The sequence below is a fragment of the Gemmatimonadaceae bacterium genome (assembly GCA_036504815.1).
In the GTDB taxonomy this organism is placed as follows: Bacteria; Gemmatimonadota; Gemmatimonadetes; order Gemmatimonadales; family Gemmatimonadaceae; genus PNKL01.
Genome location: DASXUN010000004.1, coordinates 17,508 through 41,796 on the forward strand (window position 1 = coordinate 17,508; position 24,289 = coordinate 41,796).

Annotated in this window: 20 protein-coding genes; 3 read left to right on the plus strand and 17 right to left on the minus strand. The window is 69.7% G+C overall.

The window, feature by feature from the left end; genetic code table 11:
- Nucleotides 1-30: 30 nt before the first annotated feature.
- The 8 genes from leuB to ilvD are packed head-to-tail and all read right to left on the minus strand — an operon-like array spanning nucleotide 31 to nucleotide 9,934.
- Nucleotides 31-1,119 carry a 3-isopropylmalate dehydrogenase gene (leuB, locus tag VGJ96_01745; protein ID HEY3285824.1) on the minus strand — a complete coding sequence of 363 codons (1,089 nt, stop codon included), beginning with the start codon at nucleotides 1,117-1,119 and terminating at the stop codon, nucleotides 31-33.
- On the minus strand, nucleotides 1,116-1,763 hold the full coding sequence (gene leuD, locus VGJ96_01750; protein ID HEY3285825.1) for a 3-isopropylmalate dehydratase small subunit: 648 nt from the start codon (nucleotides 1,761-1,763) through the stop codon (nucleotides 1,116-1,118). Before leuD ends, leuB begins: the two co-directional genes overlap by 4 nt.
- On the minus strand, nucleotides 1,760-3,211 hold the full coding sequence (leuC, locus tag VGJ96_01755; protein ID HEY3285826.1) for a 3-isopropylmalate dehydratase large subunit: 1,452 nt from the start codon (nucleotides 3,209-3,211) through the stop codon (nucleotides 1,760-1,762). The genes leuD and leuC overlap by 4 nt, the downstream gene beginning before the upstream one ends.
- Nucleotides 3,208-4,872, minus strand: a complete 1,665-nt coding sequence (locus tag VGJ96_01760) for a 2-isopropylmalate synthase (GenBank protein ID HEY3285827.1) — start codon at nucleotides 4,870-4,872, stop codon at nucleotides 3,208-3,210. Before VGJ96_01760 ends, leuC begins: the two co-directional genes overlap by 4 nt.
- Nucleotides 4,869-5,894, minus strand: coding sequence for a ketol-acid reductoisomerase (gene ilvC / locus VGJ96_01765; GenBank protein ID HEY3285828.1), 1,026 nt, complete (start codon nucleotides 5,892-5,894; stop codon nucleotides 4,869-4,871). Before ilvC ends, VGJ96_01760 begins: the two co-directional genes overlap by 4 nt.
- Nucleotides 5,891-6,427: an acetolactate synthase small subunit gene (gene ilvN, locus VGJ96_01770; protein HEY3285829.1), complete on the minus strand. Its 537-nt coding sequence runs from the start codon at nucleotides 6,425-6,427 to the stop codon at nucleotides 5,891-5,893. The genes ilvC and ilvN overlap by 4 nt, the downstream gene beginning before the upstream one ends.
- 40 nt (nucleotides 6,428-6,467) lie before the next feature.
- Nucleotides 6,468-8,168: a biosynthetic-type acetolactate synthase large subunit gene (gene ilvB, locus VGJ96_01775; protein ID HEY3285830.1), complete on the minus strand. Its 1,701-nt coding sequence runs from the start codon at nucleotides 8,166-8,168 to the stop codon at nucleotides 6,468-6,470.
- On the minus strand, nucleotides 8,165-9,934 hold the full coding sequence (gene ilvD / locus VGJ96_01780) for a dihydroxy-acid dehydratase (GenBank protein HEY3285831.1): 1,770 nt from the start codon (nucleotides 9,932-9,934) through the stop codon (nucleotides 8,165-8,167). Before ilvD ends, ilvB begins: the two co-directional genes overlap by 4 nt.
- Before the next feature lie 455 nt (nucleotides 9,935-10,389).
- Between ilvD and VGJ96_01785 the strand changes: the two genes are divergently transcribed.
- The gene (locus tag VGJ96_01785) at nucleotides 10,390-11,454 is read left to right on the plus strand and encodes a 4Fe-4S binding protein (protein HEY3285832.1); all 1,065 of its coding nucleotides are present in this window, start codon (nucleotides 10,390-10,392) and stop codon (nucleotides 11,452-11,454) included.
- Nucleotides 11,455-11,616: 162 nt separating this feature from the next.
- Here VGJ96_01785 and VGJ96_01790 read toward each other — a convergent pair whose 3' ends face one another.
- The gene (locus VGJ96_01790; GenBank protein ID HEY3285833.1) at nucleotides 11,617-12,867 is read right to left on the minus strand and encodes a nucleoside permease; all 1,251 of its coding nucleotides are present in this window, start codon (nucleotides 12,865-12,867) and stop codon (nucleotides 11,617-11,619) included.
- 197 nt (nucleotides 12,868-13,064) lie between these two features.
- Here VGJ96_01790 and VGJ96_01795 point away from each other — a divergent pair, with 197 nt between their 5' ends.
- Nucleotides 13,065-14,669 (plus strand): hypothetical protein, encoded by a 1,605-nt coding sequence (locus VGJ96_01795; protein HEY3285834.1) that lies wholly within the window; start codon nucleotides 13,065-13,067, stop codon nucleotides 14,667-14,669.
- A 9-nt stretch (nucleotides 14,670-14,678) separates the two neighbouring features.
- Here the strand turns inward: VGJ96_01795 and VGJ96_01800 are convergent, their stop codons facing one another.
- The 6 genes from VGJ96_01800 to VGJ96_01825 are packed head-to-tail and all read right to left on the minus strand — an operon-like array spanning nucleotide 14,679 to nucleotide 20,588.
- Nucleotides 14,679-15,395, minus strand: a complete 717-nt coding sequence (locus VGJ96_01800; protein ID HEY3285835.1) for a sulfite exporter TauE/SafE family protein — start codon at nucleotides 15,393-15,395, stop codon at nucleotides 14,679-14,681.
- A gap of 46 nt (nucleotides 15,396-15,441) precedes the next feature.
- A complete protein-coding gene (locus VGJ96_01805) occupies nucleotides 15,442-15,933 on the minus strand; it encodes a hydrogenase maturation protease (GenBank protein ID HEY3285836.1) in 492 nt (163 codons plus the stop codon).
- Nucleotides 15,930-17,426: a Ni/Fe hydrogenase subunit alpha gene (locus VGJ96_01810; GenBank protein ID HEY3285837.1), complete on the minus strand. Its 1,497-nt coding sequence runs from the start codon at nucleotides 17,424-17,426 to the stop codon at nucleotides 15,930-15,932. The genes VGJ96_01805 and VGJ96_01810 overlap by 4 nt, the downstream gene beginning before the upstream one ends.
- A gap of 13 nt (nucleotides 17,427-17,439) precedes the next feature.
- Complete coding sequence (locus tag VGJ96_01815) at nucleotides 17,440-17,982, minus strand: hypothetical protein (GenBank protein ID HEY3285838.1); 543 nt, start codon at nucleotides 17,980-17,982, stop codon at nucleotides 17,440-17,442.
- Nucleotides 17,975-18,715, minus strand: a complete 741-nt coding sequence (locus VGJ96_01820) for a 2Fe-2S iron-sulfur cluster-binding protein (protein HEY3285839.1) — start codon at nucleotides 18,713-18,715, stop codon at nucleotides 17,975-17,977. The genes VGJ96_01815 and VGJ96_01820 overlap by 8 nt, the downstream gene beginning before the upstream one ends.
- A gap of 10 nt (nucleotides 18,716-18,725) precedes the next feature.
- On the minus strand, nucleotides 18,726-20,588 hold the full coding sequence (locus VGJ96_01825; protein HEY3285840.1) for an NAD(P)H-dependent oxidoreductase subunit E: 1,863 nt from the start codon (nucleotides 20,586-20,588) through the stop codon (nucleotides 18,726-18,728).
- Between the two features lie 250 nt (nucleotides 20,589-20,838).
- On the opposite strand from VGJ96_01825, the gene VGJ96_01830 reads away from it, so the two are divergent.
- Nucleotides 20,839-21,954 (plus strand): glycosyl hydrolase 53 family protein, encoded by a 1,116-nt coding sequence (locus VGJ96_01830; protein HEY3285841.1) that lies wholly within the window; start codon nucleotides 20,839-20,841, stop codon nucleotides 21,952-21,954.
- Between the two features lie 3 nt (nucleotides 21,955-21,957).
- Here VGJ96_01830 and VGJ96_01835 read toward each other — a convergent pair whose 3' ends face one another.
- Both VGJ96_01835 and VGJ96_01840 read right to left on the minus strand, forming a co-directional pair.
- The gene (locus VGJ96_01835; protein HEY3285842.1) at nucleotides 21,958-23,754 is read right to left on the minus strand and encodes a hypothetical protein; all 1,797 of its coding nucleotides are present in this window, start codon (nucleotides 23,752-23,754) and stop codon (nucleotides 21,958-21,960) included.
- Between the two features lie 67 nt (nucleotides 23,755-23,821).
- Nucleotides 23,822-24,274, minus strand: a complete 453-nt coding sequence (locus VGJ96_01840; protein HEY3285843.1) for a hypothetical protein — start codon at nucleotides 24,272-24,274, stop codon at nucleotides 23,822-23,824.
- Nucleotides 24,275-24,289 lie beyond the last annotated feature (15 nt).

Below are 24,289 nucleotides of genomic sequence, written 5' to 3' on the forward strand. Positions count from 1 at the left end.
GAGATCAGAGAGGAGCGGGCGCGGGGCCGACTAGAGCCGGCGACAGATCTCCGCGCCAAGCTCCGCGGTGGTGCAAGCCGGGCCACGGCCGCTCAACAGCAGATCGGGCGTGCGCCATCCGTCTTCCAGCACCGTGCGGACGGCCTGCTCCACCGCCGACGCCTCTTGCTCTGCGTCGAGCGAATGCCGCAGCAACATGGCCGCGGAGAGTATGGCGCCCACGGGATTGGCCTTGCCCGTACCCGCGATGTCCGGCGCGGAGCCGTGAATCGGCTCGTACAACCCGGGGGTGCGGCCGTCGGCGCGCGGCAGGCCCAGCGAGGCCGACGGCAGGAGCCCGATCGACCCGGCGAGCACCGCCGCCTCGTCGGTGAGGATGTCGCCGAACAGGTTCTCGGTGACCACGACGTCGTACGACGCGGGCGCTCTCAGCAGTTGCATCGCGAACGAATCGACCAGGGCGTGCTCGAGCACGACGTCCGGGAATTCGTCGCGCATCACGCGCGTGACGGTGCGTCGCCACAATCGAGAGGTCTCGAGCACGTTGGCCTTGTCCACCGAGGTCACCCGGCGACCGCGCGTGCGCGCCAGCCGCCCGGCCACCCGCGCCACGCGCTCGATCTCGCCGGTGGTGTACGAGCAGAGGTCGGTCGCGGTCTCGCCGTCCGGACCCGGCGCGAGCGTCTTCTCGCCAAAGTAGAGGCCGCCGGTGAGTTCGCGCACAAATAGCACGTCGACTCCGCGCAACAACTCGGGTCGCAGCGGTGCGGCGTCGACCAGCGCGTCGCGCGTCGTCACCGGTCGCAGGTTGGCGAACACCTTCATGGCCGCGCGGAGCGCCAGCAGTCCCTGCTCCGGGCGCACCGGTGCCGAGGGATCGCTCCATCGGGGACCACCCACCGCGCCGAGCAGCACCGCGTCGGCGTCCGCGACTTGCGCGCGCGTGCGAGCGGGCAGCGGATCGCCGGCGGCATCGATGCCGGCGCCACCGACGAGGCATTCCACGAACGCGAATTCGTGCCCGAATCGGGCGGCAACGCGCTCGAGCACGCGCACCGCCTCGGCTGTCACCTCCGGACCGACGCCATCCCCAGCCAGCACCGCAATGCGCGCCCTCACGAGGCCCCCTCGGCGACCGCACCCGTGGTCGGCGTGAAGGAGACGTGCGACGCCTCGAAGGCCGCGATGTCGGCCGCCTGCGCCAGCAGGTAGCCCAGTTCGTCCACCCCGTCCAGCAGGCAGCGCTTGGCGAACGGTTCCGTCTCGAAGCGGGCGCAGAAGATGTCGCCGATCGCGATCACGTCGTTGGCGAGATCGATTTGCAGTCGCGTGGCGTCGCGGCCCGCGGATGCGCCGCCGAGCGCCTGCACGAATTCGGCGTGCGCGTCGCCGGGCAGGCAGATGGTGAGCAACCCGTTCTTGAGCGCGTTGCTGCGGAAGATGTCGGCGAACGACGGCGCGATGACCGCGCGGAAGCCCCAGTCGAGCAGGGCCCACGGCGCGTGCTCGCGCGACGAGCCGCAGCCGAAGTTGCGCCCGGCGACGAGCACCTGCGTCTGCGCGGCATCGACGGCATTCAACGGAAAATCGGACCGCGGCTCGCCGTGCGCGTCGTACCGCCAGTCGGCAAAGAGGTGGCGCCCCAGACCGGTGCGTTCGGTCGTGGTGAGGAAGCGCGCGGGAATGATCTGATCGGTGTCCACGTCGTCGCGCGGCAACCACACGGCCGCGCTGTCGAGCAGGCCAAAGGGCTTGAGCGTCACGCGATCCTCCTGGGGTCAGCCACGGCGCCTGCCACGGCGGAGGCGGCGGCCGTGAGCGGACTCGCGAGCAGCGTGCGTGCTCCCTTCCCCTGCCGGCCCTCGAAGTTGCGATTGCTGGTGCTCACCGCGTACTGCCCCGCGCCGACCGTGTCGTCGTTCATGCCGAGGCACATCGAACAGCCGCTCTCGCGCCACTCCGCGCCCGCCGCGCGAAAGACGGCGTCGAGCCCCTCCGATTCCGCCGCGCGCTTGACGGCCTGCGATCCGGGCACCACGAGCATGCGCACGTTGGGCGCCACCTTCCGGCCCCGGAGCACCCCGGCGGCATCGCGCAGGTCACCGAGCCGCGCGTTGGTGCAGCTGCCGAGGAAGACGACGTCCACGGGGCGGCCCATCAGCGGCTTGCCCGGCTCGAGACCCATATAGGTGAGCGCGCGCTCCATCGCCGCACGGTCGCTGTGTCCGTTCGGCGTCGGCACCACGCCGTCCACGGGGATGCTCATCCCGGGATTCGTACCCCACGTGATCATTGGAGCAAGATCGGACGCGGCGAGCGTGACGCTGCGATCATAGCGTGCGCCTTCGTCGCCCCCAAACGATTGCCAGCGGCGGAGCGCATCGTCCCACTGCGACGCGGAGGGCGCATAAGGGCGTCCGGATAGGTATTCGAAGGTCGTGTCATCGGGCGCAATCATCCCTGCCCGCGCGCCGGCCTCGATGCTCATGTTGCAGATCGTCATGCGTCCTTCCATTGCGAGCGCGCGGATGGCGCTCCCGGTGTACTCGATGACGTGCCCCGTGCCGCCACCCACGCCGATGCGCGCAATGATGGCGAGCACGATGTCCTTGGCCGTGACGCCCGGCGCGAGCGTGCCGTCCACGCGCACCTCCATGGTGCGCGGTCGCTGTTGCAGCAGGCATTGCGTAGCCAGCACATGGCCGACTTCGGACGTGCCGATGCCGAAGGCGAGCGCGCCGAACGCCCCGTGCGTGCTGGTGTGACTGTCGCCGCAGACGACGGTCATGCCCGGTTGCGTGAGGCCCAATTCGGGACCGATGACATGCACGATGCCCCGCCGCGCGTCACCCCAGCCGAGAAGCGGCACGCCGAAGCGCGCACAGTTCTCCTCGAGCCGACGCAACTGCGCGGCCGCGCCGTCGCCGATGACCGGAAGGCCGCCGTCGGGGAGCGCCGTGGTCGGCGTGCTGTGGTCCATCGTGGCCATCGTGCGATCGGGGCGGCGTACGCGCAGGCCGCGCGCGGCCAGTTCGGCGAACGCCTGCGGCGACGTGACCTCATGCACGAGGTGCAGGTCGACATACAACGTCGACGGCATCGCCGCGGCGCGCTCGGCGGCCGATTCGTCGGCGCCGTCGGCCTGGGCCACGGCCATCGCCGGCCGCCGCACCACGTGAGCGTCCCACACCTTTTCGAAGAGCGTCCTCACGCGCCCACCTCCAGGGCATCGGGCGACGGCGTGGCCGACGCCGCCAATCGCGCACGCGTGAGCGCGTTGACCGCCGAGACATACGCTTCGGCGGCCGCAACGATGATGTCCGTATGCACCCCAAAACCCGTCACCACCCGCGCGAGTGACGGCGGCGCCGACGGCACCGACTCGCGTCCCTCGGCGGCGGCCAAGGCCGACGCCACGGCGGCGCGCTCGCGCAGCCGGATGGTGACGCCGCCGACGGCGTTGGTTCCTTCCGCCGCCGCGTCCACGGAGAACTCCACGAGTTCGGCACGGTCGCCCGTGCACTCTTCAATGGCGCGACAGACTGCATCGACCGGTCCATCTCCCTCGCTCGCGGCCACGAGGGCTTCGCCGCCAGGACCCTTGAGCCGCACGGTCGCCGTCGGAATGGCGTGCGTGCCGCACGACACCTGCACCAGCTCCAGCGCAAAGCCCGTCGTGGCCCTCGCAATCTCGCCGGCGACAATTGCCTCGAGCTCGCGGTCGTCGACCACCTTCTTGCGGTCGGCCACTTCCTTGAAGCGCGCGAAGACGGCCTCGACTTCCGCCGCGTCGAGCGTGTAGCCCAAAGTCGCCAGGTGACGCTTGAGGGCATGGCGGCCCGAGTGCTTGCCGAGCACCAGTCGCGCCCCTTCCAGTCCGAGCTGCGCGGCATCGAGGATTTCGTAGGTCTGGCGGTGCTTCAGGATCCCGTCTTGATGGATGCCCGCCTCGTGCGCAAAGGCATTGGCGCCGACGACGGCCTTGTTGGGCGGGACGCGCATCCCGGTGCAACGGGACACGATTCGTGACGCAGCGCCGATCTCGCTGCATCGAATGCCCGTCTGCGCACCGTAGACCGTCGGGCGCGTTGCGATCGCCATCACCACTTCCTCGAGCGCGGCGTTTCCGGCGCGCTCACCGAGGCCGTTCACCGTGCACTCCACCTGCCGCGCCCCGGCGCGCACGCCGGCCAGCGAGTTGGCGACGGCCAGTCCGAGGTCGTCGTGACAATGCGTGGACAGGACGATCGGCCGGTCCCGCACCACCTGCTCGCGGATGGAGGCAATGAGGGCGAAGTACTCCTCCGGGGTGGTGAAGCCGACGGTGTCGGGGATGTTCAGCGTCGTGGCGCCCGCCTCCACGGCGGCGGCGAGCACCTCGTGCAGGAAGACGGGATCGCTGCGCGTCGCATCCTCGGGCGAGAACTCCACGTCGTCGCTGAGCGAGCGCGCCAGGCGCACCATCTCGGCGGCGCGCGTGAGCACCTCGGCGCGCGTGCTCTGCAGCTTGTGCTGGATGTGCAGGTCCGACGTGGCGATGAAAGTGTGGATGCGCCGGCGGCGCGCCGGCAGGATCGCCGACGCCGCCTGGGCGATGTCGCGTGGAGTGGCCCGGGCCAGCGCGCAGATCACCGGCGCGTCGGCGCGACCGCCAATGCGTCCGGCGATCTCGTGCACCGCCTGCCAATCGCCCGGCGACGCGGCGGGGAATCCCGCTTCGATGACGTCCACGCCCAGGCGGGCGAGCGCGCCCGCCACCTGGAGCTTCTCGGCCGGCGTCATGGTGCACCCCGGCGCCTGTTCACCGTCCCGCAGCGTGGTGTCGAAGATCAGCACCGGCGCGTGGTCGATCCCTTCGTGAGTGGGTGTCATGTGCCGACGACTCCCGGTCGCGCCACCTTGGGCTGGACAAAGGGCATCATGGCGCGCAGGTCGGCGCCCACCCGCTCGAGCGGGTGTTCGGTGTCGCGACCGCGCGCGGCGTTGAACCACGGACGTCCGTCGCGATTCTCGCGCACCCAGTCGGCGGCGAACGAGCCGTCGCGAATGCGGCCCAGCAGCGCGCGCATCGCGTCGCGGGTCTCGCCGGTGATGACCTGCGGACCGGCCACGTAGTCGCCGTACTCGGCCGTGTCGCTCACCGAGTAGCGCATGTAGTTCAGCCCGCCCTGGTACATCAAGTCCACGATGAGCTTCAGCTCGTGCAGGCATTCGAAGTACGCCATCTCGGGCTGGTAGCCCGCCTCGACCAGCGTCTCGAAGCCCGCCTTCACCAGGTGTGACACGCCGCCGCACAGGACGGCCTGTTCGCCGAAGAGATCGGTTTCCGTCTCCTCGCGAAAGGTCGTGGCGATCACCCCGGCGCGCGTGCAGCCGATGGCCATCGCGTAGGCGAGGGCGTCCGCCATCGCGTCGCCGCTGGCGTCCTGCGCCACCGCCACGAGTCCGGGCGTCCCGCCGCCTTCGGTGAACAGCTCGCGCACCCGGTGGCCCGGCGACTTGGGCGCCACCAGCGACACGTTCACGCCCGCCGGCGGCGTGATGAGCCCGTAGTGCACGTTGAAGCCGTGCGCGAACATCAGCGTCTTGCCCGGCGTGAGCGCGGCGCACAGTTCGTCGTCAAACAGCTTCGCCTGCGCCGTGTCGGGCGCGAGCACCATCACGATATTCGACTCGGCGGCCGCGTCGCGCGCCGTCAGCACGCGGAGCCCGGCTCTTTCCGCCGCCTCGCGGCTCCTCGACCGCGGCGGGAGGCCGACGACGACGTCCACGCCGCTGTCGCGCAGGTTGAGCGCGTGCGCATGCCCCTGGCTGCCAAATCCCACGATGGCCACGCGGCGGCCGGCCAGGCGCGACTGGTCGGCATCGCGATCGTAATAGATGCGGGCGGTCATTGCATGTCCTCTCCGGCCGATCCATCGGCCTGTGCTTGGGGATATGGGACGCCGTCGGCGGTGCCGCCGCGGGTCATGGCCAGCGTGCCGCTGCGCCGCAGTTCCACGATGCCGAACGGCTGCAGGTGCGCGATGAATCCGTCCACGCGCTCCGGCACGTCGGTGAGCTCGACGATCGCCACCGCGTCGCCGACGTCCACGACGCGGGCGCCGAAGTCGAGCGCCAGGCTGACCACCGCGGCCAGGTGATCGCCAGGCGCGCCGACCCGCGCCAGCACGGTCTCGCGCTGCACGGCTCCGCTGCCGGTGACGTCGTGCACCGCGAGCACCTCGATGAGCGAGGCGAGCTGGCGCACGACCTGTCGCGCGTCGGCGGCATCCACGACGAGCGTCATCCGGCTGGCGTCGTCGCGCTCGGAGCGGCCCACGGCGAGCGACGAGATGTTGTAGGAACGCCGGCGCAGCAGCGACACCGCGCGGTGGAGGGCGCCGGGGTGATCCTGCACGAGAACGTTGAGGGTGTGTCGGTGCATGGCGATACCACGTGAAGGGGAACGACGACGGGGAGCGAAGTCAGGAGACGCGCATCTCGCCGATGGCGCGGCCGGCGGGGACAATGGGGAAGACGTTGGCCTCGCCCTCGACGCGGAAGTCGACGAGCGCGCAGCCGTCGTGCCGCCAGGCGTCGGCGATGGCGGCGGGGGCGTCCTCGGCGCGCGTCACCGTGCGGCCGCGAATGCCGTACGCCTCGGCGAGCCGCGCGAAGTCGGGGCCGCTGAGCCGGGTGTTGCTGTACCGGCGTTGCTCGAACAGCTCCTGCCACTGGCGCACCATGCCCAGATAGCCGTTGTTCACGACGGCGATCTTCACATTGCGCACGCCCTCCTGCAGCAGGGTGGCCATTTCCTGGTTGGTCATCTGAAAACCACCGTCGCCGCAGACGACCCAGATGGTCGACTCGGGGGCGGCGAGCGCGGCGCCGAGCGCGGCGGGGAGGGCAAAGCCCATGGTGCCGGCGCCGCCGCTGGTGATGTGCGAGCGCGGCGTGCGCCAGTCGAGCAGCTGCGCCGCCCACATCTGGTGCTGGCCGACGTCCGTCACCACGCGCCAGTCGTCGCGGTCGCGGAAGGCGTCATTCAGCGCATCGAAGACGTCGTGCGGCATCAGCGGAGCCGTGCGCACCCGGCGCGCGTACACCTGACGCGGCCGGTGCTCGGCGGCGAGCGCCCGGACTTCGTCACGCCAGACACGGGTATCGAGCGCGGGCACGCTCGCGAGCCAGCCGCGCAGCACCTCGCGCACATCACCCACGATGCCGATGTCGGCGCGCACGACCTTGCCGATCTGGGTAGGATCGACGTCGACGTGCACGATGCGCGCCCGCGGCGCGAAATGCGCGGCCTTGCCCGTGACGCGATCGTCAAAGCGGCTGCCGAGGCTGACGAGCACGTCGCACATCTGGATGGCCCGGTTCACGTGCACCCATCCGTGCATGCCCGGCATGCCGAGCGCGAGCGGATGATTCTCGGGCAGGACGCCGATGCCGTGCAGCGTCGTGACCACCGGAATGGATGCGTGCTCGGCGAAGGCGAGCAGCTCGGCCGAAGCGCCGGCCTGGATGACGCCGCCACCGGCGAGCAGCAGCGGCCGTCGCGCGCCGGCCAGCAGGTCGGCGGCCGCGGCCATCGCCTCCTCGCGCGCGGCGGCGTCGGTGCGCACCGTCGCCGCCAGCGGCGCGTCCTCCCACCGCGGCGCGACCGTCGCCTGCTGCGCGTCCTTCGTGACGTCCACCAGCACCGGCCCGGGGCGTCCCGATCGCGCAATCTGGAACGCCTCCGCGATGACGCGTGGCAGGGTCGCGGCATCCCGCACGAGGTAGTTGTGCTTGGTGATCGGCACGGTGATGCCGGTGATGTCGACTTCCTGGAACGCATCGGTGCCAAGCAGGGCGCTCGACACCTGCCCCGTGATGGCCACCATCGGCGTGCCGTCCATCCAGGCATCCGCGATGGCGGTCACCAGGTTCGTGGCCCCCGGCCCGCTGGTGGCCACGCAGACGCCCACGCGTCCGCTCGCCCGCGCGTATCCTTCGGCGGCATGGCCGGCCCCCTGCTCGTGCCGGCACAGCACGTGCCGCAGGCGGTCGCGGTATTCCCAGAGCGCGTGATAGAACGGCATGATCGCGCCGCCTGGAATCCCGAAGATCACGTCGACGCCCTCGCGCAGGAGGGCTTCGCACAGGATCTGGGCGCCGGTACGCTGCGGGGACGTCATGCGTGCACCCGGTGGGTAACCATGGGTGCCGCGGCCGATGTCGCGGGCGCGACCGGCGTCCGAGTCGCCGGCCGCCATGGCGCCGGTTCCAGCACCGCGCCCCGCGCGGCGTTCGTCACCATGCGCACGTACCGCGCCAGCCACCCGCGCGTGATGCGCGGCGCCGGCGCCGTCCATTCGGCGCGCCGGAACGCGAGTTCATCCTCGGTGAGCATCACGTCGAGCCGACGCCCGGCGAGGTCGATGTCGATGACATCACCGTCGTGCAACAGGCCAATGGCGCCGCCTTCCGCGGCCTCCGGCGAGACGTGCCCGATGCAGAGTCCGCGCGTGCCACCGGAGAAGCGACCGTCGGTGATCAGGGCCACCGATCCGCCGAGCGGCATCCCCTTGAGGAACGACGTGAGGGCGAGCATCTCGCGCATCCCGGGCCCGCCGCGCGGTCCTTCGTTGCGCACGACGACGACGTCACCCGCCGCGATGCCGCCCGACTCCGCGGCAGCGAGCGCCTGCTCCTCGCTTTCAAACACGCGCGCGGGCCCGCGAAACCGCATCTCGTGCTGGTCCACGGCACCGACCTTGATCACCGCGCCGTCGGGGGCGAGGTTGCCGAAGAGTGCGCACAGGGCGCCGCGCGCGGCGTGTGGCGCCGCGATGGTCCGAATGCAGGCCGGATTCGCGTTGCTCGCCGTCTCCAGGTTCTCCCGCAGCGTCCGGCCGGTCACGGTGGGCACGTCGGTCGCCAGCAGCCCCGGGCGCGATGCCAGTTCGGCCATGATGGCCGGCACACCGCCGGCCGCGTGGACGTCCTGCAGGTGCCACTGCCGCGCGCCATCCCACGCTGGCGACACCTTGGCCAGTTGCGGCACCCGCTCCGCCACCTCGTTGATGCGCGCCAGCGAGTACGGGACGTCCGCCTCGGCGGCGAGCGCGAGCACGTGCAGCACCGTGTTGGTGGAGCCGCCCATCGCGACGTCGAGCGCCACCGCGTTGTCGATGGCCGCGGGTGTGACGATGTCGAGGAAGCGCGTGCCATCGCGCACCATGCGCACCACTTCACGGGCCGCGCGGCGGGCGAGGTCGAGTCGGCCCGGGTCGGTGGCGAGCAGCGAGCCGTTGCCCGGCAGGGCGATGCCCAGCGCCTCGCACAGGCAGTTCATCGAGTTGGCGGTGAACATGCCGCTGCAGCTGCCGCAGGTCGGGCAGGCGAACGTCTCGAGTTCCTCGAGTCGCGCGTCGTCGATGGTCCCCGCCGCATGCTGGCCGACCCCTTCGAAGACCGAGACCAGGTCGATGGCGCGCCCCGCGCGGTCAGCGCCCGCCTGCATGGGGCCGCCGGAGATGAAGATCGTCGGGATATTCACGCGCGCCGCGCCCATCAGCATGCCGGGGACGATCTTGTCGCAGTTCGGAATGCAGATGAGGCCGTCGAACTGGTGCGCCGCGACCATCGTCTCCACGCAATCGGCGATGAGTTCACGCGACGGAAGCGAGTAGTGCATGCCGGCGTGCCCCATCACGATGCCGTCGTCGACGCCGATGGTATTGAACTCGAACGGCACCCCGCCCGCCGCGCGCACGGCCTCCTTGACGGCCCGGCCAAAGGCCTGCAGGTGCACGTGCCCCGGGACGATGTCCACGTACGAATTGCAGACCGCGATGAACGGCTTGTCGAAGTCGCTGGCGTCCTGGATCTGGCCTGTGGCGCGCAAGAGTGCACGGTGCGGGGCCCGATCGCGTCCTCGTTTGACGATGTCCGATTTCATGCGCAGTCTGGCTTGGGGGCGGTGTCGCGTCGATCGCGACAGGGGAAACGAAAAAGGCCCTCTCCGGTCAGGAGAGAGCCTCGGTGCACCCGAAGTCGACCCTCCCGATCTACGCGGGAGGGGTGCGTGTGGCGCCTAGGTCACAGTCAGGCGCGCGCGCTCCCTTCCCCCGACGCTAAGCAGCAGCGCGATAAACGCGGTGCTGAGCGCGAGGCTAATAAGTCGAAGGAGCGCAAAGGTCAGGTGCATATCGCGCATTTTACTCGACAATCGGCATCGGCACAACCCCCTACAGATATGTCCGGATATGCCGGTCACACCGAGCGCTGTGCGGAGTTCCCGCGCCGAGGTCCCTCCTTGCCCCTGACTCCGCGGCGGTCGGCGCCGCATAGCTTGGGGTCATGGTCAAATCGTCATCTGATCTGCCACTTTCGCGTCCGCTAGGACGTCGGGCGATGACGGACGCCACTCCGGCGCTCGCTGTGCACGCCTGGCTCGCCGGCCGATTCGGCAAGAAAGCCGAACGCAAGTACCGCGTGCGCCTGGCGGTGCAAGGCGTCTTCGCCCTGACCTGCATCGTCCTCGGCGTGCAGTTCGCGCGCTTCGTGCGGGCCGCGCAGGCGGGTACGCTTCCCCTTCCCGCCCGCCCGGCGGGCGTGGAAGCCTTTCTCCCGATCTCCGGGCTGATGGGCGTGCTCGACTGGTTCTACCAGGGCAGCCTCAACGTCATTCATCCGGCCGCCACGGTGCTCGTGCTCGTGGCCATCGCCGTCGCGCTGCTCGTCCGGAAGGCGTTCTGTTCGTGGATCTGCCCGGTCGGATTTCTCTCGGAACTGCTCTCGCGCCTCGGCCGCAGCGCCTTTGGGCGCAACTTCCGCCCGTGGAAATGGCTGGACATTCCGCTGCGGAGCCTGAAGTACATCCTGATGGGCTTCTTCGTGCTCTCGGTGATCACGATGGGGCGGGCCTCGCTCACTGAATTCCTGACGTCGCCGTACAACAAGGTGGCCGACGTCAAGATGGGACTGTTCTTCACGCAGATGAGCACGACGGGGCTGGTCATCATGGCGATGCTCGTCATCGGCTCGGTCTTCATTCAGGGACTGTGGTGCCGGTATCTCTGTCCCTACGGCGCGCTGCTCGGGCTCTTCTCGTGGGCCTCACCGACGCGCGTGCGCCGCAACGCCGACGCCTGCGTGTCGTGCGGCCTGTGCGACAAGGCGTGCATGGCGCGGCTCCCGGTCTCGTCGCGCCCCGCCATCCGCAGCGTCGATTGCACCGGATGCCTCGACTGCGTGGCCGTCTGCCCGGCGAAGGGCGCGCTGGTGGTGCAGATCGGCCGGCGCACCGTGAGCCCGATGGCTTACGCGGCCGCCGTCGTGGGGCTCTTTCTCGCGGGCTACGTGGGTGCGAGGGCCACCAGCACGTGGAACAACCAGATCGGCGACCGCGAGTACGTGGAACGCATCCAGAACATCCGGTCGAGCGACTACGGGCACCCGGGAATGGAGACTCCGTAGCGCCGCGCGCTGGCGCACCGGCGGCGCCGTGACGGATGAAGCGGGCGAGGCCCCGGCATTTCGCCGGGGCCTCGCGTCGGTACCGCAGCCGTCCGTCGGCGTCGCCCTTCGGTTCGCGATCTCCCGTCTTCCGTCTCCCGTCTCCCGTCTGCCGTCTGCCGTTCAGTGCTGCCCGTGCGCCGGCAACGCCTCGCCCTTCGGGTGCTGGTACTTGAACAGGAACGGGAAGCTCACCGCGAGCACCAGCGCGTACGCGGCAAACGCAAACCAGATGCTGCGCCAATCCTTCACGCCGTCCGCCGTGAAGTAGTCCACGACCCAGCCGCTCACCGTGCCGCCGATGAACGCGCCGAGGCCATTGGTCATGATCATGAACAGCCCCTGTGCGCTCGCGCGGATGGTGCTGTCCGATTCGCGGTCAACATACAGCGAACCGGAGATGTTGAAGAAGTCGAAGGCCATGCCGTAGATGATCATGCTGAGCACCAGCATCCACAGGCCGGCGCCCGGATCGCCGATGGCGAACAATCCGAAGCGGAAGACCCACGCCACCATGCTGATGAGCATCACGGTCTTGATGCCGAAGCGGCGCAGGAAGAACGGAATGGTCAGGATGAACAGTGTCTCGGAGATCTGCGAGATCGACAGGAGCAGGTTGGGATGCAGGACGCCGAACGTGCCGGGGAAGTTCGTCTTGAAGTCGTCGAGGAAGGCCCCGCCGAACGCGTTGGTGATCTGCAGCGCCGCGCCGAGCAGCATCGCAAAGATGAAGAAGACGGCGGTCTGGCCCCGCTTGAGCAGCACGAAGGCGTCGAGTCCCAGCGCCGAGACCATGCTGCGCTTCTCATTGGTCGCCGGCGTCGGCGGGCAGGCCGGCAGCGTGAACGCGTACAGGCCGAGGAAGGCCGCGGACGCCGCGCTGATGTACAGCTGCATCGAACTCTTGGTCCAGCCCGCGATGTCCACCATCCACATGGCGGCGATGAAGCCGATGGTGCCCCAGACGCGAATCGGCGGGAAGTTCGTGATGACGTCCAGCCCCTTCTGCTCGAGCACCTTGTACGACACCGTGTTGCCCAGCGCGATCGTTGGCATGTACACCATCGCGTTGAACAGCATGATCACGTATAGAATGCGATAATCCTTCACGGTCGAGGCCCAAAGCAGCAATCCGGCGCCAATCAGGTGGCAGAGGCCGTACACCTTCTCGGCGTTCAGCCAGCGGTCGGCGACGATGCCAAGCAATCCCGGCATGAAGAGCGAGGCGATGCCCATGGTGGCGTAGACGCTGCCGACCTCGCCGCCCGTGAAGCCGAGCGTGACGATCATGTAGCCGCCCAGCGAGATGAGCCAGGCTCCCCACACGAAGAACTGCAGGAAGTTCAGGACGGTGAGGCGCAGCTTGATGCTCATGCGATGATCCTCCGGGATCGTCTGCCGACACAGGAACCGCGAGAATATAGCGCGCGACGGCGCGATCGGGCGGACGTGGCGGCGAGTGCACGGCACGCGCGCCATCCAACATTCCGCCGGCGCCGGTCGTAGCCCATCGTTCAGTGTTCCGTTCTCACCGCCCTCCGGCGCCCCTCCCTTTCACGAGGCTCGTTGCCATGCGCTATCTCCCTCTGCTCCTGCTGGTCGCGACTCCTGTCCTCTCGCAGGGTGGCGCACGCACGGGAGGGCGCGGCGGCGCGCCGGGGACCGCCGCCGGTGCACCCACCGCGCCCGGAGCGCCCGCCAGCGACGCGGCCGCGGCGCGCCCTGACTCGGCGGCGGCCCGTGCCGCGGCGCCGGCACCGCGCCGTGCCGAAGAGGAGATCTCCGCCGTCACGCGCCACACGCTGCGCGGCGCGGGAGACTTCCGGTATACGGCCACGGCGGCGATGATGCCCATCCGCAACCCGCAGGGCGGCGAGACCGAGGGCAACATCTTCTTCGTGGCATACACGAAGGACGGCGCCGAGCCGTCCACGCGGCCCATCGCCTTCATCTTCAACGGCGGCCCGGGTTCGGCGACCGTCTGGCTGCACATGGGCGCGTTCGGGCCCAAGGTCGTGAAGCTGAACCCCGACGGCACCAACCCGCCGCCGCCGGCCAGCTACGTGGACAATCCGAATACCCTGCTCGACCAGGCCGACCTCGTCTTTCTCGACCCGGTTGGCACCGGCTTCAGCCGCGCCACGTCCGCGGCCAACGGCCCGAAGTTCTGGGGCCTCGATGAGGACATGCGCTCGGTGGCGGAGTTCATCCGCCTGTACCTCACGCGCAATGGCCGCTGGACGAGCCCCAAGTTCATCGCCGGCGAGAGCTACGGCACCACGCGTGCGGCGCACCTGGCGGGCTACCTGACGGACAATGGCATCGCGCTCAACGGCGTGATCCTGCTGAGCGCCGTTCTCAACTTCGAGAACTCACGGCCGAGCCGCGGCAATGACATCGCCTACGTGGGCTTCTTCCCCTCGTTCGCGATGACGGCCTACTACCACAAGCGCGTCGCACCCGACTTGCAGCGGCTTTCGCTGGAGGAGTTCGCGCGGCAGGCCGAGCAGTTCGCCAGCGGCGAGTACGCCGCGGCGCTGATGAAGGGCGACGCCCTCCCCGCCGCGGAGAAGCAGGCCGTCGTGAGCAAGATCGCCCGCTTTACCGGCATGACGGAGCAGCTGGTGAATGACGCCGACCTGCGCCTCGAACTCGGCCGGTTCAGCGTCGAGCTGCTGCGCGACCAGCGCCGCATGAGCGGGCGGCTCGACAGCCGGCTCACCGCATACATGCAGGACCCGCTCGGCGGGCGCACGAACTTCGACCCGAGCGACGCGAGCATCCGCAACTCGTTCACGCCGGTGCTCAACGACTACGTGCGGCGCGAGCTCAACTTCAAGAGCGACGACCTCTACTACATCCTGGGCGGCGGCGTCGGCCGCTGGCGCTACGACGAGGGGACGTTTCCCAACGTCGTGCCGAGCCTCGAGCGCGCCTTCGCGAAGAACCCCGACATGCACCTGTATGTCGCGATGGGCTACTACGACATGGCCACGCCGTACTGGGCGGTGCAGTACACACTCGACCACATGACGGTGGAGAACAGCGTGCGGAGAAACCGCATCCAGGTCGAGCACTTCACCGCGGGCCACATGATGTACATCGACGCCGCCTCGATGAAGAAGCTGCGCGCCGGCCTGCGCACGTTCATTGACGCGTCGGTGCCGGGACGATAGCGCGATCCGCTACAGCAGGCCCTTCAGCACCACCACCACACCGGCCAGCGCCGAGGTGGTGAGCACGACGGCGCGCGTCTGGCGCTTGTCCAGGCGCGACGCCGTCCACGCGGAGAGGGCAAAGCCGAGGAGGACGCCGGGGAGCAACTGCCCGGCGAGCCTCACCTCGGTCCAGCCGAACCGGCCCACGAGGTAGAGTCCGCCGAGCGAGAGCACGACGCCCAGGGAGAAGAACGCGGCCAGTGTCCCGCGCAGACGCCCGCCCTCCTCGTGCTGGTACAACAATGCCATCGGCGGTCCACCCATTGACGTGATCGTGGACATGACGCCGGCGAGCGTGCCCGCGCCGAACAGGCTGCGGCGGCCGACGCGCACCCGCGGGCCCACCATGGTCATGCCGACGGCCAGGAGCATGAAGAGCCCCATCGTGAACTGCAGGCGCGTCTCGGGAACGGCCTTGAGCACCCAGACCGCCAGTCCCGTGCCCAGCAGGCGGCCCGGCACCGACCAGCCGAGGTCGGCCACGCGCACATGCTTCCATTCGCGGATGGTGACCAGCAGCGTGAGCAGGAAGGCGTCGAGCAGGATGGGCGCGGGGACCAGCCGCGGCTCGATGAGAATCAGGATGGGCGCGCCGATGACGCCAAGCCCGAACCCGACGGAGCCCTGCACCGCCGCGCCCACCGCCACGATGAGCGTGGCCGTCACCCACCCGAGAATTGTCACGTGCGCAACTTACACCGGCGCGCGCCCAGCCGCGTCCCGCGACGCGCTACCACCCGGCGGCGCGCGCGTCCCACACACCGGGCCGCGGGTCGTTGAGGAGCTCGAGCAGCTCGTCCCACGCGACTTCGAGATGTCCGAGCGCGTTGGTGCTCATTTCCTCGCCCAGCTCGAAGGACTCGCCGCGCACGCCGAGCACCCACGCCGGCGGTGGCGTGCGCCCCGTGATCTCGTGCGCGACGTGCAGCACTGCCTCCGGACTGAGCTCGTGCGAGGTGTACGAGCTGTCGCGCTCCTCCTTGGTGCGCCGCAGGCAGAAGGGAGCGTGCGCCGATGCGTCGGCGTCGACGAAGAGCACGAGGTCGGCGTCCACGACGTCGAGGGCGTGCTCGACCTGCAGCTGGAAGTCCTCGACGACGCGCACGTCGACGTCGGGGCGCTCCTCGAGCCACTGCCGCACGCGCGCCAGCAGCGCCGGCCCCAGGGCGTCGTCGCCGCGGCTCGGATTGCCGCAGCCGAGGAGCACCACGTGCGCCGTCACGGCGCGCGGGCCTCCGGCGTACACGCGCCATCCGCGCCCTTCACCAGGCGGTCGATGACCTGTCCCTCGCAGTTCACGAGTTCCACCTGCAGCGGCATGCGGCCCAGCGCGTGGGTGGCGCACGACAGGCACGGGTCGAAGGCGCGCACCGCCACTTCGATGTGGTTCAGCAATCCCTCGGTCAGCTTCTGGCCGTCGAGGTAGCTGGCCGCGACGGTGCGCACGGCCTCGTTCATCGCCTGGTTGTTGTTGGTCGTGCTGACGATCAGGTTGGCGCGCACCACGACGTCGTTCTCATCCACCTTGTAGTGATGGAAGAGCGTCCCGCGCGGCGCCTCGATGACGCCCACGCCCTCGAGGGCGCGCTCGCCCTTCACCACCAGGTCGGTGCCGATGATGTCGGGATCGTCGAGCAGGCGCTCGATCCCCTCGGCCGCGTGCAGCATCTCGATGAGTCGCGCCCAGTGGTAGGCGAGCGTCGCATGCTGCATGCCGCCGTTGGCCGCCTGGCGGAACAGCTGGCGCTCGTGCTCCGCGAACACCGTGTCGAGGAAGTCGCAGGTGTTCATCCGGGCCAGCGGCCCCACGCGGTACCAGCCGTCCTCGTCGCCGAGGTTGATGATGAACGGGAACTTCATGTACGACCAGGACTTCACTTCCTCGTGGATGTAGCGGTTGTAGCGCGTGTAATCCACGTGGTCGAAGATCGTCGCGCCCTGCGCGTCCAGCGCGCGCAGGCCCCCGTCGTAGAAGTCGAGCGCGCCGTCGTTGCGCACGAGGCTCAGGAAGTTCGAGGGGAAGACGCCGAAGATGGGCGCGTGCACGCTGGCCTCGAGGACGTCGCGGCAGGTGCGCACCGCCTCCTGGCTCCAGCGGATGCACTGCGTGATGTCACGCCGCAGGGTGTCGCGCTCCTCGATGGTCAGCGCCTTGTTCATCCCGCCGGGAATGCACGCCGAGCCGTGAATGCGCTTGCCCGCCACGGCCCGGATGACCTCCTGGCCGTACTTGCGCAGCTTGACGCCGCGCACGGCGAGATCGGGATGCTCGCCGATGACGCCGATGACGTTGCGACGCTCCGGCTCCGAGTCGAAGCCGAAGAGGAGGTCCGGGCTGGCGAGGTGGAAGAAGTGCAGGGCATGCGACTGCAGCAGCTGTCCCTTGTGCATCAGGCGGCGCAGCTTCTCGGCGGTCGGGGTCAGCTGCCGCGCGCCCACCAGCATGTCCACGGCCTTGCCCGCCGCCAGGTGGTGACTGACCGGGCAGATGCCGCAGAGCCGCTGCACCAGCACGGGCACCTCCCAGAACGGGCGGCCCTGGATGAACTTCTCGAAGCCACGGAACTCGACGATGTGCAGCCGCGCCTGGTGCACGCGATTCTGTTCGTCGAGGAGCAGCGTGACCTTCCCATGCCCCTCGACGCGCGTGATCGGCTCGATGGCGATGCGGCGCAGGGTGCGGGGATGGGCGGCGGTTTCCAGCAGGTGGGTCACGGAACGTCTCCGGTCAGTCGTACTTCAGCAGCGCGGGCGGCAGGTGCGGATCGCGTCCGGTGACCAGCGCGCTGAGGACGTGCCACAGGGCGTCCGCCGAGGGCGGGCAGCCGGGCACATAGTAGTCCACCCGCACCACTTCGTGGAGCGGATACACCTTGTTGAGCAACAGCGGCAGCTCGGGATCGTCGGGGATGTGCGCGTTCTCGACGCCGACGCCGCGGATGTACGATTCCTCGAGGCAGGACTTGAGGCTGTGGTGATTGCGCATCGACGGGATGCCGCCGGTCATCGCGCACTCGCCCACCGCCACCAGGATGCGGCAATGGTCGCGGAAATGATGGAGCAGATGCACGTTCTCGACGTTGCACACGCCGCCCTCGATGAGCCCGATGTCCACCACCCCGTGGATGGCCTTGATGTCGTTGATGGGGCTGCGGTCGAAATCGGCGAGTTCGAGCAGCTCGAGCAGGCGCTCGTCGATGTCGAGGAGCGACATGTGGCAGCCGAAGCACCCGGCGAGCGAGCAGGTGGCGATCTTGCGCTTGCTAGCCATGGAGCGCCGCCTCCCGGGCCCGGAACCGCGCCACGCTGTCCTCGTTGATCGGCGCCCGGTCGTACGGACGCTGGCCGATGGGCACCTTGAAGGCCTCGCCCTTCATCATCAGCGCGCCCACCGGGCAATGCTGCACGGCCTCGTCGTCGCGCGAGACCTTGCTGTCGGCGAGCAGTCCGGACGGCGAGTCCACCACGATGGTGGTGGCGATCCCCCGCCCCGTCATCGTGAAGACGTTCTTCTTGTCCACGCTCCGGCTGATGCGCACGCAGAGCCCGCAGAGGATGCAGCGGTCGCGGTCGAGGATGATGTCGGGGTGCGATGCGTCCACGTCGCGATGCGGGAAGAGCTGCGGAAAGTGGCTGTCCTGCAGCCCGAGCGCGTAGGCGGTCGCCTGCAGGCGGCAGCTGCCGCTCTTCTCGCAGGCGGGGCAGTAGTGGTTCCCCTCGACCAGCAGCATGTCGGTGAGATCGCGCCGCATCTCGTTGAGCTCCGGCGTGTCGCTGCGCACATCCTGCCCGGCCACGGCCGGCTGCGTGCACGACGCAAACGGGCGGCCGTTCACGATGACCGTGCACAGGCGGCAGCTGCTGTGCGGTTCGAAGTCGGGGTTGTGGCAGAGATGCGGGATGTAGACGCCGGCCGCCATCGCCGCGTCGAACACCGTCTGCCCCTCGCGGAACGGGATCTCCCGGCCGTCGAGGCGGAAGGTCTTCTTGCTGTCGGGACTCATGGCCTCGTCCTCACAGGTGCGCCAGGGCGTCGTCGCGGCCGGTGAGCTGCCGAGCCTCGTGCAACGCGGCGTCGAGATCAAACGCCGGCACGAACTCGGTGGTCATCATCCGCTTGTCCCAGTCGCCACGGAACTTCAGCAGGCTGTCGATCAGGTGGTTGGGCGCCGTCTGGCCGAGCCCGCAATGCGCCGTCGTCTTGAGCAGCTGGCTGATGCGCTGCACTTCCGCGACGTCCATCGGGCTGCCCTTCCCCGCCGCCACCTTTTCCACCAGCGCCGCGAGGAGGCTGGTGCCCACGCGGCAGGGCGTGCACAGCCCGCAGCTCTCGTGCCGGAAGAAGTGTGCGAAGTTGCGCACGACCTCGAACATGTCGCGCTGCGGCCCGAAGATCATGCAGGTGCCGACGGTCGAGAGGTCCTCGAAGGCGAGATTGCGGTCGAACTCCAGCCGCGAGATCGTCACGCCGGACGGGCCGCTGATCTGCACCGCCTGCGCGTCGAGGCCGCCGCAGTCGCGCAGCACTTCGCGCACGCTGACGCCGTAGGGATACTCGTAGATTCCGGGACGCTCGCAGTCGCCGGAGACGCAGAAGAGCTTGGTGCCGGCGGAATGCGACGTCCCGTGCCCCGCGAACCAGGCGCCACCCTTGAGCGCGATGTTCGCCGCCGCCGCGAACGTCTCGACGTTGTTCACCACCGTGGGGCGTCGGTTCAGGCCGGCCACCACGGGCAGCGGCCAGCGCTTGCGCGGCTTGGCGCGGCGTCCCTCGATGGACTCGATGAGCGCCGTCTCCATGCCCGCGATGTACGCGCCCGCCCCCCAATGGATGTCGATGTCGAACGCAAAGCCGCTGCCGAGGATGTTGCGCCCCAGCAGGTCCGCCTCGCGCCGGCGCGCGAGCACCGCTTCGAGGTGCGACTTCAGGTACCAGTACTCCTGGCGGATGTACAGGATGCCGCGCGACGCCCCGATGACGTACCCGCAGATCGTCATCCCCTCGAAGACCACGTCCGTGTACGTCGTGAGGAGCACGCGGTCCTTGAACGTCCCCGGCTCTCCCTCGTCGGCGTTGCACACGACGTAGCGTTCGAGCGCGGAGATGTCGCGGCACGTCTCCCACTTGATGGCCGCCTTGAATCCGGCGCCGCCGCGACCCCGGAGGTCGGAGCGATACAGCTCCTTGAGCGTCTCGTCGGCCCCTTGCCGCCGGGCGTGTCCCGACGACGGGTCCACCGATTCCTCGTGCTGGATCTCCTTGAGCGTCTCGTCGCCGCCACGCAGCATCGCCGCCTTGAGCGCGGCGCCGGGATCGAACGCGCGGCGGAACATCACGTCCGACCGGCGGAAGTTATCTTCCACCAGGAACAGCTCCCGCGGCCAGGCGTCCAGCGGCTGGCGGGCGTTGATCAGCTCGGCGATCAGGTCCATGCGGAGGCGCGTCAGCCGCGTCACGGCCACGCCGTTGACGAGCCCGGCCGGCCCCTGATCGCACATCCCCGTGCACGAGGTGAAGTGCACGCTGACGCGCCCGTCCTGGCGTGTCTGTCCGAGCGTGACGTTGAGCCGGTTGCAGAGGTACGTGGCGAGCCCCGTGCTCCCCTGCATCCGGTCGGTGATGTTGTCGCTGAGGTAGACGACGTACTCGCCCAGGTACGTGTCACTCAGGAAGGAATAGAATCCGACGAGGCCGCGCACGTGCGCGCGGGTCACCCGCAGGTGATCGGCGATGAGCGCCACCGCCTCGTCGGGTATGTAGTGATAGGCGTGCTGCGCCTTGATGAGTATCTGCAGCAACTCGCCCGGATCACGTTCGTGAGACTCGAGAATCCCCCGCAACTCATCCATGGCGGGGGGCGCTTCCTCGCGCCACATGTGCCACTCCCTGGCCGGTCGGCCATCGGCGCTCGCTCGTGGAGCACCGGTATCGCCAACCTATGCGCCGGTCCGGAGGACGTGTGTAGGGCGCAACCTCAAGTTGAGTCGGCGAGGACATCACGCCCGCTTCACGCCTCCCCGACACGTATGTTTGCGCCGAGTGGCGCCCTGCCGGATCCCGGTTCATACTCCGTTGTCGGAGAGCGCCAGACGCGCGCGTTCAGCGATCGCCCTTCCTCCTGCCCTCATGCGCCCTACAGCACGCATCCTCTCGATCATCGCGGTGCCGCTCCTCGCGGCGCTCACGCCGGGCGCGCCGCTGGCGGCCCAGACGCCGGCGTCGCGTGACGCCGCGCGCACGCTGGACTATGCGATCGGCGCGGATCTCTCGTTCCTCGCGCAGGCGGAGGCCCGCGGCGTGCAGTTCCGGGACTCTGGCGTCGTGAAGAGCGGCCTGCAGCTCTTCCGCGATCACGGTTACAACTGGATCCGGCTGCGCCTCTTCCACACCGTCGCCAACAGTCCGTGGCCGCTGCCGAACGACCTGCCGTACACGCTGGCGCTCGCCCGGCGCGCGAAGGCCATGGGCTACAAGTTCCTGCTCGATTACCACTATTCCGACACGTGGGCCGACGGCGACAAGCAGATCATGCCGAAGGCGTGGGAGCGGCTCACCACGCCGCAGCTCGTCGCGGCGGTCGAGGCCTACACCCGCGAGACCATTGCGGCGCTGCGCGAGGGCGGCGCGATGCCCGACATGGTGCAGGTCGGTAATGAGATCGCCCCGGGAATGATGTTCCCCGCCGGCAAGCTTCCCGAGCAGTGGGACACGCTCGCCGAGTTGCTCAAGGCCGGCATCCGCGGCGTGGAAGCCGGCCGCGGCGGCGCGCCGATGCCGCTCATCATGCTGCACATCGACAAGGGCGGCGATGTCGCGAAGACCCGGTGGTGGTTCGACAACGCCATCCGGCGCGGCGTGCACTTCGACGTGATTGGCCAGTCGTACTACCCGTGGTGGCACGGCACGCTGCTGGACCTGCGCGAGAACCTCGCGTTCATGGCCGAGACGTACCGCAAGCCGATCATCGTCGTCGAAGCGGCATACAACTTCCGCCCCGCCGAGTACATCGGCAAACGCGCGCCGTTTGCGGAGTCGCCCGCGGGCCAGCGCGAGTTTCTCGAGGAGGTCAACCGCCTCGTGATGGCCGCGCCGAACGGTCTCGGCAAGGGCGTGATGTGGTGGGAGCCGGCCGTGGAGCCCAGTCCGATCCGCTCGCGCGGGATGTTTGACGATGCGGGCAACGCATTGCCGGTGATCGAGGTGTTCGACCGGTTCACGCGCGGGAAGCTGCCGAAACCGTAGCGACTATCGCAGACCGACCCGTCGCCGCATGAACCACTCGGCGCAGAGCAGCGCCAGCACGATCGCGTAGACCCACCAGGTTTCGCGCACGCTTGGCCGCTGGCCGCTCGCGCGGACACCGCCGACGGCAGCGCGCGAGACCAGCGGACGCCGAGGCAGCGATTCCGCGGAGGCGTTCACTGCAAAGATGGACGTGCCGCCGGGAATCGTCGCGCGCCAGATGCCCGATGGCAGTGGTGGTGACGTCGCGACGCCACCGGCGTCACCAAAGCGCAGCGTCGTCATGACATCCGTCGCGCTTCCGTCGCGTCGCAGCTGGACCGTAATCACCGAATCGCGCGAAGCGCCGCGCCGCCACGTGACCGGTTCACCTTCGCGCAGCCAGGGTGAGGCCGCGAGCACCGCCCGCTCGTCCGCGCCGCCTTCGGCCAGCCAGTCGAAGACGCCGCCCCAGAGCGCGGCGAAGGCATCGGCCGAGCGGCCGCCGCGAAACTGCCAGCGCCAGAGCCCGCGCACCGGGAGCACCGCGATGCGCCGTGGCGCGTCGTAGCCGCCCACCACCACGCGCTCGTCGAACCGGCGCCCGCGTCGCGCGTTCAGCGCGCCCCACGACGTGCCAACGGGCGCGGGACCGACCGTGATGGGCGGGAGCGAATCCCACGGCACGCCGCTCAGCGCTGGCGCCAGCGGTGAGGCTCCCGCCCGTTCCGTGAAGTACTCGCCGTCGTCGTCGTGCGGCGGCACGACGAGGGCCAGCGCCCCCCGCGTCAGGGCCCGCGGTGGTCCGAACAACGCGGTGTCGCCGTGGAGCACGGCCATCGGCGCGCCGGCGAGCGCGGCGCGCACGACGCTCTCCTCGACGCGCGTGAGCGTTCCGTCCTCGCGCCACTGCCCCGGTGCCACGCGCAGGAATCCGCGCACGCCAAAGGCCAGCGCGCCGCGCATCAGCGCGAGCGCGAAACGCGAGTCTTCATCGGGCGTGGTGGACGCAAAGACCGCGGCGGGACCGCCGCGCGCCTCGAGCACCGTGGTCAGTGTGTCATTGCCGGGCTGTCGGTCTCCCGCAGTGGTGGCCGACACGCGCACGACGAGCGCCTCGCGGCGCTCCGGCACCCGAATGCGCACCCGCCACTCGCGTTCGCTCCACGCGCCGAGCGCGCCCAGCGGCGCGGATGCCAGCATCGTGCCGTCGGCAAGTCGCGCGGCCATGTTCACCGCCGGCACCGGCGCGCCCGCACTCACGACGAGCGCGCGAAGTTCGAGGGAATCGCCGGGCGACGCCGTTGCGGGAAGCTCGAGCGACCGCACCGCCGCATCCACGGTGACCGGCGCCGGCAGCACCTCCACCGTCGAGCCCGCCGGGAGTGCGGCCAGCCCCTCGGGGTCCGTCACCTGCCCATCGGTGATCACCTGCAGCGGTCGCCCAAGCGCGGCGGCGCGGTCCACTGCCGGTCCCACGCGCGACGCCCCGTCCGCGGGCTGCCTGGGCGGCGGCCCATCGCGTAGCGAGTCGCCGAACAGGATGAGGTCGCCGGCCGTGCCCGTCGCGCGCGAGACCGCCTCCGCATAGCGCGCCGCGCCTCCCTGCTGCCAGCTCGCGGACACGTCGAGGGCGACGAGCGGGCGCAACGCCGCGCGCAGGCCGATCGGCGCGTCCAGCAGGATGGCGACGACGAGGAGCACCGCGACGCCACGCAGCGCGGCCAGCCCGCGACCGTACGCGTCGGCGGGCAGCCGACGCCCATAGAGGGCCAGCGCCGCCGCGACGCCCGCGGTGCCTGCGATCAGCCAGGAGATCATGGCAGATAAACGTAGCGCCCGGCCAGAGCGCTCACCCGGCGCGTCGATCCGCCCGACCGCGTCCGCGCTAGCCGAACATTCGGCGCCAGAGTCCCGGCCGTCGCCGCAGCAGATAGATGGCCGCGCAGAGCGTCGCGGCGCCATTGGCCACGACGATGGACCACCAGGGGAGCACCTCGCGCATCGGCTCGGTCAGTCGTCCGACGATGGCCACCGTCACTGCGAACCCGGTCGCGATCGCGCCCGCCATCAGGCCGGCGCGTCCGGGATCCCGTTCCGCGAACTCCACGAGGGCCAGCACCACCAGGCCGATGGCCAGCGACAGGGCCAGGTGCACGGCATTGTACCAGAACACTGACGTCAGGTCGACGGCCATGGGAAACTGCAGCACGGAGGGATCCCGCAGCCCCTTGAACAACGCCTGGCCGAGCACGTTGACCGTGAACAACGTGCCGCGGCTCGCCAGCAGGTCAAATGCGCTGTAGAAGGCCGCCACTGCGGCATAGGCGATGAACCCCACGATCAGTCCGTCTCG

Excerpts from the sequence above, each read along its gene's own strand:
- ilvN (HEY3285829.1), bottom strand. The coding sequence starts at position 6,427 with ATGCACCGACACACCCTCAACGTTCTCGTGCAGGATCACCCCGGCGCC.
- ilvC (HEY3285828.1), bottom strand. The coding sequence starts at position 5,894 with ATGACCGCCCGCATCTATTACGATCGCGATGCCGACCAGTCGCGCCTG.
- VGJ96_01825 (HEY3285840.1), bottom strand. The coding sequence starts at position 20,588 with ATGTGGCGCGAGGAAGCGCCCCCCGCCATGGATGAGTTGCGGGGGATT.
- VGJ96_01790 (HEY3285833.1), bottom strand. The coding sequence starts at position 12,867 with ATGAGCATCAAGCTGCGCCTCACCGTCCTGAACTTCCTGCAGTTCTTC.
- VGJ96_01760 (HEY3285827.1), bottom strand. The coding sequence starts at position 4,872 with ATGACACCCACTCACGAAGGGATCGACCACGCGCCGGTGCTGATCTTC.
- ilvB (HEY3285830.1), bottom strand. The coding sequence starts at position 8,168 with ATGACGTCCCCGCAGCGTACCGGCGCCCAGATCCTGTGCGAAGCCCTC.
- VGJ96_01830 (HEY3285841.1), top strand. The coding sequence starts at position 20,839 with ATGCGCCCTACAGCACGCATCCTCTCGATCATCGCGGTGCCGCTCCTC.
- VGJ96_01820 (HEY3285839.1), bottom strand. The coding sequence starts at position 18,715 with ATGAGTCCCGACAGCAAGAAGACCTTCCGCCTCGACGGCCGGGAGATC.
- VGJ96_01795 (HEY3285834.1), top strand. The coding sequence starts at position 13,065 with ATGCGCTATCTCCCTCTGCTCCTGCTGGTCGCGACTCCTGTCCTCTCG.
- VGJ96_01835 (HEY3285842.1), bottom strand. The coding sequence starts at position 23,754 with ATGATCTCCTGGCTGATCGCAGGCACCGCGGGCGTCGCGGCGGCGCTG.
- VGJ96_01815 (HEY3285838.1), bottom strand. The coding sequence starts at position 17,982 with ATGGCTAGCAAGCGCAAGATCGCCACCTGCTCGCTCGCCGGGTGCTTC.
- ilvD (HEY3285831.1), bottom strand. The coding sequence starts at position 9,934 with ATGAAATCGGACATCGTCAAACGAGGACGCGATCGGGCCCCGCACCGT.
- VGJ96_01785 (HEY3285832.1), top strand. The coding sequence starts at position 10,390 with ATGACGGACGCCACTCCGGCGCTCGCTGTGCACGCCTGGCTCGCCGGC.